This window comes from Pseudomonas sp. ICMP 561, assembly GCF_002699985.1.
GTDB classification, from domain to species: Bacteria; Pseudomonadota; Gammaproteobacteria; order Pseudomonadales; family Pseudomonadaceae; genus Aquipseudomonas; species Aquipseudomonas quasicaspiana.
Window position 1 is genome coordinate 147,511 of record NZ_LKBT01000070.1, and the last position, 13,168, is coordinate 160,678.

The following is a 13,168-nucleotide window of genomic DNA, read 5'->3' on the forward strand; positions in this document are numbered from 1 at the left end:
CGCTGGTGCGCTCTGATATCTAACGCCCAAAAACGGTCACTTACATGAAAAAATCTATCTCCGGGACAGCTGCGGTCGTTGTTGCTTCTTGCTGCATAAGCGCCTGCAGTAACAGCACTACGACTGCGCCACACGTCAACCAGCCCGCACTCAAGACTGTTTCAAGTCCGCTGCTACATAAAGACGGTCAGACCTTCAAAGACCTTGATCACAATGGTCAACTGGACGCTTATGAAGACTGGCGCCTGACACCCGAGGTACGTACCAGGGACCTGGTGCAGCGCATGACTGTGGAAGAAAAGATCGGTCTGATGATGCACAGCACCGCTCCCTACGTAGCAACAGGTGCAGACGCCGGTTATAACCTCGAAAAGCTGTCGCCACTGATTGCTGACAAGCACATCAACCATTTCATCTCGCGTCTCAGCATCACCCCGGTGGAGATGGTCAACAGCTACAACCAGTTGCAGGGCCTGGCAGAGAAAACCCGCCTTGGAATTCCCATCAGCTTCAGCACCGATCCGCGCAATCACTTCCAGTACACCCTGGGCGCGAGCGTAAGCTCCGGTAGCTTTTCCCAGTGGCCAGAGACGCTAGGGCTAGCTGCGACAGGCGACGAAAAACTGGTGCAACGATTCGGCGACATTGCACGTCAGGAATACCGTGCCATGGGCATTCAGATTGCGCTGTCGCCACAGGCAGACCTGGCCACGGAGCCACGCTGGTCACGTATCAACGGCACCTTTGGTGAGGACGTCGACCTGGTCAGCAAGATGACCGCGGCTTACATCGTCGGCTTCCAGCACGGAACCCAGGGGTTGCAATCGGATGGCGTCGCGGCAACCGTCAAGCACTGGGCTGGTTATGGCGCGGCAAACAAAGGCTTTGATGCAATGAACGCCTATGGCCGAGATCTGGCCTACAGCGCTGAGGACTTCAAGACGCAATTGAGCCCGTTCAAGGCGGCATTTGCTGTCAACGCTGCCGAGATTATTCCTACCTACGGCGTGCCGCCTGACGGGGTTGACGTCAATGGCAAGCCTTTGGAGCGCGTCGGGGCAAGTTTCAGCAAGCAAATGCTCACCGAGTTACTGCGTACCGAATACGGTTTCAAAGGCATCATCCTCACCGATTGGCTGATCACCAACAGCTGCACAGACGAATGCCTGACCGGGAGTAAGCCAGGTGAAGATCCAAACAAGGCATATCCCAAATACGGAATGCCATGGGGCGTTGAGGGGCTGACTGAAAAACAACGTTTCGTCAAGGCGGTGGACGCGGGTGTTGACCAGTTTGGCGGCACATTCAATACCGAGCCTCTCATTGAGGCCGTGAAGGAGGGCGCTCTTACCCTGGCCCGGATAGACGAGTCAGTAACGCGATTGCTACTGCAGAAATTCCAGCTGGGCCTGTTCGAAACGCCTTATGCGGACGCCGCAGAAGCCGAGCGTATTGTCGGCAATCCGCAATTCAAGGAAGAAGGACTAGAGGCACAACGTCGTTCGTTGGTCATGCTGCAGAACAAGCAAAACGTGCTTCCGCTCAAGCCTGGCGCCAAGGTCTATCTGGTCGGAGTTTCGAATACTCAGGCTCAGCAGCACGGCTTGACCGTGGTATCCGCTCCGGAAGACGCCGATGTGGCGCTGGTACGCATGAGCGCGCCGTTCGAGACCCATGCGACCTATGCGTTTGGATCGGGGCTGCACGAAGGCGATCTGGACTTCAAACAGGATAACGCCGAGTACAAAGAGTTGTTGAAGATCAGTGCGAAAGTGCCGGTCATCACGACAGTTTACCTGGACCGACCAGCCATCCTGAGTAACGTCGCAAAAGCCAGCCAGGCGCTCGTTGCAAACTTTGGAGTGAGCGACCAAGCACTGCTTGATGTATTGACCGGCAAGCACTCGCCAGAAGGCAGGCTGCCATTCGAGTTACCGTCGTCAATGGCATCTGTCGAGGCACAGCAATCAGGCAAGGCCGCCGACAGCAAATTACCTTTGTATCCTGTGCATTTCGGTTTGAAGTATTAAGCAGTTGCGCTGTGACAATGTGGGCTGTGTTCGTGTGAGGGAAAACCGGCTGACGGTCTATGGCTTCTGGTGCGAAGCTGTGGGCCATAAGCCGGTTGATTCGCGGATATGGCAATTAATTTATGCTGCGGTTGTCTGTAACCTACAGCATTTAATAGCCAAAAAGGTCGGGGATTGCCAGGATGCCAATTTATCTAGCTGCTGAAAATGAACTCAAAGTCGGCCAGGCTCTGGTTCTGGAAGCTCCCGCAGCAGATGGCTCTTTCGTCGTGGTTTTTGAAGATGATGGTTACACAGGTTATTTCTATGCACTGGATACTTCGGCTGCCGATAACCCGATTCGCGATGCGATGCATATATACAACGTCGCTGATGTTTCTGACCGCGACAAGCCATCGGTTGTCAAAATCGGCTGGTCGATCGATCACAGCAAGGCGGTACTCCTGATTAATGATTATCCCCATGCAGTGTTTGATTTCGCTGCCAGGCAGGGATACTGCAGATCAGGCTTTCCACCGCAGACGGGCAATGGCTGGTCCGAGAGCGGGCATGAATGGGATGAGAGCGTCCTTGATCTGTTTGCGTAAGAAAATCTCACTTAGCCAGGCAATCGGCTCATAGGGCAGGGTGCGGGCTATCTCGCGCCCCACGTTACCCGCGCTTATCTCACGAAAAATCGGCCGAAAGCTCTTGGCCAGGGTTTCGTAATCGGTTCCAGGGGACAGTGGGTTTGCGGCTGTATATTGATTTCAATAGACCTTTTCGGGAGGCCCGAAATGCATCTGTTGCCTGGCAGACAGTTGCTCAACAGCTTGTCAGCAAACAGTACAGCACGATGTTTTGTGAGTTATACGTAAGTGCTTGATCTGGATTGACTTATGGCAATGGCATGTTTGCTGCTCCGGTGAAGAAAGTCGATCCCGGATGCAATGACGTTCGGGGTTTCCAACCGAGGAGTTCTCCATGAGTCAGCAGCCCATCAAATTTGCCTACTGGGTGCCCAATGTCAGCGGCGGCCTGGTCGTCAGCAAAATCGAACAGCGCACCAACTGGACCATCGATTACAACCGCAAACTGGCGCAAATTGCCGAGCAATCCGGTTTCGAGTACGCCTTGACCCAGATCCGCTTCACTGCAGGTTACGGTGCCGAGTTCCAGCATGAGTCAGTCGCTTTCAGCCATGCGCTGCTGGCTGCCACTGAAAAGCTGAAGGTCATTGCAGCGATCTTGCCAGGGCCGTGGAATCCTGTGCTGGCCGCCAAGCAACTGGCGACCATCGATCAGCTCACGGCCGGTCGGGTGGCAGTTAACATTGTCAGCGGGTGGTTCAAGGGTGAGTTCACGGCTATCGGCGAGCACTGGCTGGAGCACGACGAGCGCTATCGCCGCTCCGAGGAATTTATTCGCGCCCTCAAGGGCATCTGGACCACTGAAAACTTCACCTTCAAAGGCGATTTCTATCGCTTTCATGATTACAACCTCAAGCCCAAGCCTATCCAGCAGCCTCATCCGGAAATCTTCCAGGGCGGCAGTTCACGGGCCGCCCGGGACATGGCGGCGCGGGTCTCCGACTGGTATTTCACCAACGGTAATACCGTGGAAGGAATCAAGGCTCAGGTCGATGACATTCGTGCCAAGGCGGCGAAAAACGGGCATTCAGTGAAGGTCGGCGTCAATGCTTTCATCATTGCGCGGGACACCGAAGAAGAGGCGCGCGCGGTATTGGCCGAGATTATCGACAAGGCTGACCCGGAAGCGGTCAATGCGTTTGGTGATGCAGCCAGACAGGCCGGCAAGGCCAGCCCCGAAGGTGAGGGAAACTGGGCCAAATCGACCTTTCAGGACCTCGTGCAATACAACGACGGTTTCAAGACCAACCTGATTGGTACGCCGCAGCAGATTGCCGAGCGCATCGTGGAGTTGAAGTCAGTGGGTGTGGATTTGGTGCTGTCGGCATTCCTGCATTTCCAGGAGGAAGTCTCTTACTTCGGCGAGCGCGTGTTGCCGTTGGTCCGCGAACTGGAAGCTTCCAGGCAGGAACAGGGTGCAAGCGTCCCCGCATGATGCTGCCGGCTGCCGTGGACTTTGAGATTTACGGCAGCTGTTGGTGGCGCCACAGATGTTCACGGTTTGCGATCTCTATCCAGGTAGCTCCAACGGGTGCTGTCATGATCTGAGCTAGAAGCTTCGCGCTTGCGGCTCGGTCACGTTTCCTTTGAGCTTTATCAAAGCTCCAGATAATCAGTGCGATTTCTCCGTCAACTGGTGAGACAAGTTTGTCGGGCGGCATTCAAGCATGTAGTGGCAAGCATCGCCAAGCTGAAAGCAGGAGACGCCGCTAGTAGGCTCTAAATCTGTCCAGTAACGACCCTCAAGGGTAAACACGTGGGTACGCATAATGTATATTATGTTAAATTAAGTGCTAGGTTAGATATGTTCATAAGTGTCCATTTTCACGATCCTATGACAATTTCCCAAGAACCTGTGTCGCGTTGAAATTCATGATTTACCCTGCATTCCTGTCGGCTAGCCTAGACTAACCGTCCAGTGACCAGTGTCGCGTACCGCATACCATTTAACGTCTACACTCACTGCTCAGCAATCCAATATGCGGTAGTGTGACGATCGGTCAAGTCGGATGTGGGGAATAGACCTTATTGCGTGGGCATGGCTTTGACTCGCCCTCCAGTTCGTGATGTTTGCTTGGGGCCGCAATTAGTAAAGGCCCCAAGCTGCGAGCAAGAAGTGTCTCCCTGCCGTTTCTCGTAGCCACCTACCTACTCTGCGCCGGAGAACGCCAAAGCCTTCTCCAGCCGTGTTCGACTGGACGCCGTCAGCTTCTGAAACCCTAACTCTCGGGACATCGCGTAGAGAAGGTCTTCATCACCTACCCTCCCCGTAGCTCTCAGCTCATTGGCCAGCGCAGCAAGCTCCACCAGACTGATTTCATCCGCCGGGCGAATGCTCTCCTCGTCACTGGGGCGCCGAAATACAGCGTTGACGTTAGAAAGTCCGGCGGGCCAGTAAAACTCACCGATGTCCTCAGCTGTGAAGCGATGATGGAGTCGAGCAACGCTGGCGACCCTGTCACCAATTTTTGACCCAGTCCGAACCCAGCCGTGAGCGCGAGCAATACGCCGAGCCAGATTCGTCTCCAGAATCGGCCCCTCTTCGGAGATGACGTGAGCAATCATTGCCATCAAGGTTTGCGCATAGCTTTCATCAAAAAATGAATCAGGATCTACGCCTTCAACGGCCACAGCAGGGTTTGACTTTCTATAAACCGTGATCGTCGTGACTGACGTCATAGCGGATGCCGACATGACAGGAAGGCTTACGGCTACACCCGCATACACCTTTTCTGGCTGAGGCTCATCAACGTGCGGCGTCTGGAGAACAACTTCAGTTTCGACGGGTTCAACCACTGCGGTTACGGACTCAACGATTTCTACGACCTCTACCACAGTACTCGCTAGCAAGCGAGCAGCTTCTTCAGCTGCTTCTTGCTCAGCTCTTCGCGCGCGGCTGGCAGCGAGAAGATCATTGAGGCGAGTGTGAATGCGCTCTGCCGTTCCTGCTGCGTCGATCCACCAATCAGTCGACCATATACGCAAAATCTCCCAACCCAGGCCGCGTAAGACATACTCTCGTAGCTTGTCGCGGTCACGAGCGGTGGCGCTCCGGTGGTAGGTCGCTCCGTCGCACTCCACTCCAGAAAGGTAGCGCCCGGGAGCATCAGGATCGACGACACCCAGGTCAATACGGAATGATGAAACCCCAACTTGTGTGTGAACCTGCCAGCCCTTTTTAACCAAGGCAGCGGACACCGCTTCTTCAAACGGGCTATCAAAACCTCCCAGACTGCCAGGAGTCGCTTCGGCCAACGCACGAGTCCCCCGCTCCGCAAATTCAAGGAAGTGCTTTAGGTCGCGTACACCGATAGCTTGTGTCCTCGCCAGATCCATCTGCTCGGGTTTCAGGCTGGCGAATACACACAGCTCATGACGCGCACGCGTGACGGCAACGTTCAGTCGACGCTCACCACCCTGCCTGTTCAATGGGCCGAAGTTCATGGAAACAACACCTGCGGCATCACGACCATAGGTGATCGAGAAGTAGATGATGTCCCGCTCATCGCCTTGTACGCTTTCAAGGTTTTTAACGAATAGCGGCTCAATCTGGCTATCCGCAAAATACGCTTCAAGCGCCGGTTCTTTCCTGCGTGCGTCGTCGAGCAAATCCTCGATCAGCTTCTGCTGCTCTCCGTTAAAAGTAACGACGCCGATGGTTAACTTGCTCTCACGAAATCCCGGCGAACGTAACCGCGCGACGACATCGGCGACCAAAGCCCGCGCTTCAATGGGATTTGTTCTGGAACCACCTTTCTCGTACACCCCAGCAATGGCTCGCAGCTTTACTGCCCGGTCAGTGGTCACAGGAGATGGAAAGGTAACGAGTTTGGAATCGTAATATTTCTGGTTAGAGAACGCGATTAGGCTTTCGTGACGGCTGCGGTAGTGCCAATTCAAATGACGTGTTGGTAAATTCGCGCTGATGCATTCGTCGAGAATGCTTTCTAGATCGGCCTCAACTTCTTCGTCATCGGCCGTTGACTCGGCACGATCAAAGAATGAGGTCGGTGGGAGCTGCTTCGGATCTCCGACCATCACAACCTGACGACCTCTGGCCATGGCACCAACGGCATCCCATACGGGGATTTGGGACGCTTCGTCGAAAATCACCAAGTCAAAAGCGCTCGCGCCTGCTGCCAGATACTGTGCAATCGAAAGAGGACTCATCAGCAGGCAAGGTGTCAGCTTGGTGAGCGCCTCCGGGATTCGAGACATCAATTCACGAAGCGGGAGGTGGCGAGTTTTTTTGCTCATCTCATGGCGCAGCACACCCCACTCTGATGATTTACTGATGCTTTCAGGATTCGGCAGATCAGCACACAAACGTGCGCGTAGCCAATCACGTGTCAAGGCAGTGAAGCGATCATCCAGCGCTCTGAAATCACGAATGCGCTGCTCATGCTCCACACTGACAAAGCTTCGAATGATAGGCTCGTTATCCACCACTGCATTGAGCCACCAACGAGCGTAGTCCGTTTCAAATGCTTTGCGCACCTCACCCGGCTGGATATGACCAGCCTCCATGGCGGCGACTAAGTGTGACAACCCCGCAGCCATGGCCTGGTCGCGGACTTTGCACCACGCACACCATGCACGAAGGCCATGCTCGGAGCGCACAATGGCTTCGCATCGCTGGATCAGGGACTCCAAGTCGATATCGTGGATGGCAGCCTGCCCATCATCGGTAAAGTGTCCCAAGGCTGCCGTTGAGCTGACAAGCTGATGGATAACCTTGAACGATTCCCTGAGTTGCAAACCCGCCTGCGCGATTAGCCCTTCGGGCTCAAGCAGTGCGTTAGCGTCGCCTAACAATTGATGAAGCGAAGTCTTGTAGGCCGTGATTTGCTCAGGCGTCGTTGCCAATAAGGCGATCGCAGAAGCGAGCCGGCTTTGAAATGATGCTGCCGACGCTGCCACGTCAAGCTTGGTTTTGATCCCAGACCAAACGCCAGCACTCAGCTCGCGCAGATCGTCAAAATCAACGAGCGTTCTCTCAAGCTCAGCCCTTCTCTGCAGTGCTTTCAGATCAGTTTGCATCAGCGGCCCACAAAGGCCTTGAGCAACAAGCGCATGCTCGTCCTTCAACCGTCCGGAGTCTGGTACAGCATGACGATCTCGCTGGTAGGCGATAGCAGCCTTAAGAAGCTCGGTTTTTGACGACAAACCTTGCCATAGATCGTCGATTGAAGGGCCGAGATCAGCTAGAGGCGAAAGTTCTATATCCAGACGGCTGATAGCTCTTAGCCGAACAAGGTCTTCTTTCAGATCGTCGCCGCATTCACCGCCTGCGACATCTTCCAAATCACTGTCTGTCCACACGCCGTTTGCCAGCACTGACGTCAGCGCCAATTGAATGCGGACGGCGCCATCTATATGACTTGGGTTTGATTCAATGCCAGCCCAGACAGGTATTGCATCGCCGGGTTGCAACGCTTCCAAGCTTTCCCGAAGCTCGCGAATCTCGATCCATGCACAGAGATCCTTGACCACGTCTGGTTCGCGATCGTCGCTAACTGTTGCTGCCAAGGCTGCAGTAACGCGCTTGGTGCCTAACCAGGATTTTGGCCAAAACGATTTCTCAGCCTGCTGCCATTCACTCAGCAGTTCCCGGACATTCAGCTGCTCAACCGCTTCGCCATATTGAGCTGATAATTGCGCCTTAAGACTCTGGATATCTTTTAGTACTTCACTCGCTTTCGCGAGGCACGCAAGTGTTTCAGATGACCAAGGGGAGCTCAGTTCAGCAATGAATTGGGCGCGCTGAGAAAGCAGCGACAGACCTACCTCGGCAGAGCTGAGCGCTGAGGTCGACCAGGATGGGGTAAGACCCAGATTTATCTTGCGGTGTTGATCTACAAGCAAACAACCCTCTTGTAGCCGCTGCGCGATGACACGTGCATCTGGGCGCAGAACAAATCGCCAATCGTGCCCGGCAGCCATTGGTAGCAGTTCGGACAATGCTGTTAGCCCATTGCGCCCAGCATTTGAAAGCGATCCTAGCGGCAGCCCTGCTGCCCGCACAAACGTCTCTGCGGCGCGCATACCCGCTTGTGCAGCAGGAATCACTTCGCGAGCGGACTGTATGAGCTGCTGCTGCCATGAAGGTGACCATTCACCTTGCGTCACTGCGCCTAATGGGTGAGTGGCTAATGCACCATATCCCAGAGCCTGGGCATTCACCTCAAGTCGATCTGCCAACTCGCGAAACGCTATAAGGTCTTCACGGCTGTGAGCATGCGGCGATGCCCACGATAGATTGATGGTAACCACATCCCGTGCGCTACACACCAGACCGATTGCATGAAAGATACTGTACTCATTCTGATAGCGCTTATGGAGGCGCTCGACGTAAATATTCAGCCCGTCACGCAACGCTTGTAAGCGATCAGCTTCAGCGTGCCATATCGCTGAATCTGTCAAGCCCTTCGCATCCCAAGCTGATTGAAGTTGAGCTAGCACGTCGGTTTTTTTGGCCTTGCTTGAGTGAACCTCAAGGCAAAACTCGCCGAGCCCAATTTCAAGTAGGCGGCGATAAACGACATCCAGCGCGGCGATTTTTTCGGAAACGAACAGTACGCGCTTACCCTGCGCGATGGACTGAGCAATTAGGTTTGCAATCGTCTGGCTCTTGCCGGTACCTGGAGGGCCAATGAGGACGAAATCCTTGCCCTTCGATGCAGCCATGACGGCAGAAAGCTGGGAAGAATCAGCCGGCAACGGACAGAACACTTCCCGAGGGTTGAACAGGGTGTCGAGCTGTCGATCTTCCGGAAAGTTTATACCTGATGGGAAAGCTTCTCTTGGCGTATCAAGCAAGTGCCTGACCACTGGACTTTCACGAAGCTTGTCGGCGTTTTCGGCGAGGTCTTTCCACATCAGGTACTTGGCAAACGAAAACATCGACAGCACAACATCCTCGTTAACCTCCCAGCCAGGGATGTCCTTGATTGCGTGCGCGACCGTTTTCCAAATGGTTTCGATATCTAGGCCAGAAGCATCGCGAGGAAGCTCGCCCTCAAGATTGCCAAGGTTCAGCTCAAAATCCTGACGAAGCATTTCAACCAGCGTTGGATTGAAAAGAGGCTCTTCATCATGCAAAACGATGCTGAAGCCAGAACGCGCACTTTTACGCTCAAGGCTCACAGGAATGAGTATCAGGGGTGCCCGGTATTTTTGACCGCCCTTGTCATCTCGTCCCCAAGAGAGAAAACCCAAGGCAAGATAAAGGGTGTTGGATCCACCTTCTTGAAGAGCCGTGCGAGCGCCTCGATACAGTTCGGTCAGTCGGCTATCCATATCTAAAGTAGGCAGCGCTACAAAAACCTCACGCCGTTTGAGCGCGTCCAACGCATGCAATCGGCGAACGTCTTCACGTTCGCGGGCCTCGTAAAGGGCTTGATCCCGTGGATCGGCACCGTCCATCAAATCCGGGCGTGTGAGCAGTTTTATTGCCTGTCCGCCCCCGAGAATATCCTCTAGCGCGGCTGGATCTGGCGCCTCAAACTTCAGCGATTTTTTACCCTGTTTGAAATTGAGCAAATTGTTGCGCAGAGACAAATCCAACAGCTTACGCTGCCAGCGACCCAAGCGATCTTTAGGATCAAGTGACGCGAGATCCGCATTAACGATCCGGTCATCCGGCAGAGACGGCGCGTCTTCGACCGACAGCTCGGTACCCGCTTCTAATGCTGCATCAATCTGCTGCTTAGCGAATTGAGACTCCGCACTTGCCAGTGGTTTGATTCGCTGCAGTCGAGCACGGCGAATATCCAAAAGCATATGGAATTTTTCGTCTTGGTCTTCTGCGAGTTGCTGCGCGCCCCGCTCTGTCGCGTAGGTGAATGAAGGCACAGGGTGCTGCGTCACGAGGGTGGTTTCAAACAACACCAGCTCTTTGAGCTTCATGCGTTTACGTAGCGAGGTGATGTCGTCCACAACCGTGGTCGTGAACTCCTCAGCTTTAAGCCAAAGCCCGGCAAATGCATGGCCTTCAGTGAACACCACCACAGGATTTAGTCCTGCTTGCTCCAAAGCCGCACTGAAAAACATAGCCAGGTCGAAACAGGTGGCTAGACCGCTGTCAGTGATCTGACTAGGACTGCGAACCTTTTGCCCCGACAGTTCGAAACTGGCAGGTGGCAATGCGTAGTGAAGATTCATGCGAGCAACTGCTGCCCAGATCGCGGAAGCCAATTCCCACGCTCGCTGCGTACCACCGCTGTAACCATCCAGAGATGAACTTCTTTCACTTTTACGAAGCAGATCGGCCGCCTGTTTGAGTAGACGGTCTACCGCAAGATCATTGGGTTGAACGAAGGCAGCTGTCATGTCGGGAAGATGCGACAGACCGCCCCACTGATTACGGGGTAGCAATTCCAGTGAGATTTCTTGCCTGGCCAGCTCAACAGTACGCTGCTCTGCTGACGGCTGTGCCTTGGTTAGAACGAACGTAACCGTCGCGTTCTCAGCTTCAGTGAGCCGCCCCAGCAATGCCCCGTCCAGAATAAGGTCTAACCCCGGTACCGGCATGAACGCGCCCGGGATTAGCGCATCAATCCGCCAACTCCTAGGTCTGAACGCTTCAGGGAGGGACGTGAGGGTTAAGGTTACATCTGAATGCTTTTCGTCGGTTTCGTTGATCACCCGTAACTCACGGATGACCGGTACCGCATTCTGGAAGTCCGCGAGGTTTAGTTTGGAAACTATCGTGCTCTGGATACGAATGGTCTTGATAGCTTCTGCCTCAACGACCGACTCTACAGCGTCGTCCATGTGCCTTCTCCGGTACTACAAAAAGATAGCGTATGACAGCGCGTAGCGACTCCATTCAGAGCAGGTGTGCGTTGCAAGTACCGCCAATAATATGTCGCCATCCTAAACGGGATACAACGCGCAGTCCTGATCAATTCGACCAAAGGCCGCCCAGAGCCGCGTGGCCCGGAGACATCAAAACCGAATCGAGTAATTCCGACTTCAGCCGCCGACTCGGGCGTGCGGTGGAGAGACCCGCTGAACTGGCGAGAAGCCCGTGGTCTTCTTGAAGACCATGTTATGAAGGAAGTTTTTCATCGCTTCTGAAGGATCCAAGGAATCTAGATTCAATCGTTCCAGCGTTTGCGCGGAAAAAACGACGCTCAGAACAGGTAAGTCTTCGACATGACCAGTCGCCGGATTCAACAGTGCGTCAACAGCTGTCACCACCACGATGTCGTCTGGAAGCAACGAAAGCAACTCCCGGCCAACCCTCATCACACAGCTACAGATGTAGTCCTGCAAGAGCTCGTTGTATTTACCGACAGGCATTTTTTTGCTGGAAAGCTTGCCGCTCTGCAGCAGCGATTTCATTTCTGACGGAATGACATGTGAGCCGTGGACGTTCAACGTCGCTTCGACGATGCCAGAGGTACCGATGGAAAAGCCAATCAAGGTTCCCAAGTGGGCTATGTCTGAGAACGGATCCAGTAGTTTGATGGCATCGAGCTTTGCCTGAAAGTCACCGGCAATGACCCTGGATGCCAAACTGTACTCTTCTAGCCAGTCTTGATGAGCAGATTGCCAGTCTCTAGTTTCTTGGACGAATCGGTCTTTATCTTGGCGCTTGGCGATCTCGATATCATCGAGTAGTTTTTTACGCTGGCGACCTTCCAACTTGAATAGTTTGGCGAAGAAATTAGGTGTGTAGGCCTGCTCCCGGTTTTTGGCCTCGACTTCAGCATCATCAGTTGCTGCTGGTTCGGCAGGCTCAACCCGATTGATAAAGGATGACCAATCGATTTCATCGCCACACTCCTTATGAACAGACAGCAAAACCTCGATCTGATTGTCGTAAACCTCGACCTCGTAAGCAGCCTGCTCCAGCGCTTCCATTTTCGCGTACTGCGCTTGACGCTTCTGAAGCTCCCGCTGACGGCGCTGAGAATTACGCTCTGAGCGCCGAGCTGATGCCTGCATCGACCGCAACGTCCCTTTCCAACTCATCCTTCAATCCCTCGACTCAATTTGCTCTGCATGCGAACCGCCATAAAGGCGCTAAGGCTGATAATGGCACTTTAATCGCTACTGACACGTACTGCCATGAATACCTTCGCTTGAAGCCTTCGTTTGCTGACAGGCCCTCTACACTTTTAGCCAGCGCCCTCTGCGCTAAACGACGTACAGGCTAGGGTTGGCTGTTCGATTGTTAACTCCCAGACATACAAGGACGACAGCATGACTGACAGACGGCCTCTTAATCCAAACGTTACCGTTCCAAAACCGGGGGGCGGAGTACAACCCCGCTCTAGAAACCAAGATGGGCAAGTGCGCGACAAACGCGATGATGCTGGAAAACCCAGAAAGAAATAGCTTGGACGGTGAGCAAGAGGGTCCGCTCTGATGAGCGACACCCTTCTACGTGAGATCAGCATGGACGAGGCGGTCTACCACCTGCAGAGTCTGAAAATGCCCCTAATTGCGCACTCCTCAATAAGGGATCGGAAGAAATCAGTAGAATTACCTGATTGACCA

Annotated in this window: 5 protein-coding genes and 1 pseudogene; 3 read left to right on the forward strand and 3 right to left on the reverse strand. The window is 54.0% G+C overall.

From position 1 onward, the window contains the following. Positions 1-44 precede the first annotated feature (44 nt). Together AO242_RS28755 and AO242_RS28760 are read left to right on the forward strand one after the other, a co-directional pair. Positions 45-2,030, forward strand: coding sequence for a glycoside hydrolase family 3 protein (locus tag AO242_RS28755; protein WP_099271349.1), 1,986 nt, complete (start codon positions 45-47; stop codon positions 2,028-2,030). Between the two features lie 182 nt (positions 2,031-2,212). Beyond that, entirely contained in the window at positions 2,213-2,617 is a 405-nt protein-coding gene (locus AO242_RS28760) for a DUF2251 domain-containing protein (protein WP_099271350.1), read from the forward strand. Positions 2,618-2,623: 6 nt separating this feature from the next. On the opposite strand, the pseudogene AO242_RS28765 reads toward AO242_RS28760, so the two are convergent. Continuing rightward, a pseudogene (locus tag AO242_RS28765) lies at positions 2,624-2,755 on the reverse strand (monooxygenase); the annotation flags it as partial. 238 nt (positions 2,756-2,993) lie between these two features. Between AO242_RS28765 and sfnG the strand changes: the two are divergent. After that, positions 2,994-4,094 (forward strand): dimethylsulfone monooxygenase SfnG, encoded by a 1,101-nt coding sequence (gene sfnG / locus AO242_RS28770; protein WP_099271351.1) that lies wholly within the window; start codon positions 2,994-2,996, stop codon positions 4,092-4,094. Positions 4,095-4,807: 713 nt separating this feature from the next. Here the strand turns inward: sfnG and AO242_RS28775 are convergent. Both AO242_RS28775 and AO242_RS28780 read right to left on the reverse strand, forming a co-directional pair. Then, a complete protein-coding gene (locus AO242_RS28775; protein WP_099271352.1) occupies positions 4,808-11,434 on the reverse strand; it encodes a DUF3320 domain-containing protein in 6,627 nt (2,208 codons plus the stop codon). A gap of 201 nt (positions 11,435-11,635) precedes the next feature. Continuing rightward, positions 11,636-12,640 (reverse strand): hypothetical protein, encoded by a 1,005-nt coding sequence (locus AO242_RS28780; protein WP_099271353.1) that lies wholly within the window; start codon positions 12,638-12,640, stop codon positions 11,636-11,638. Positions 12,641-13,168 lie beyond the last annotated feature (528 nt).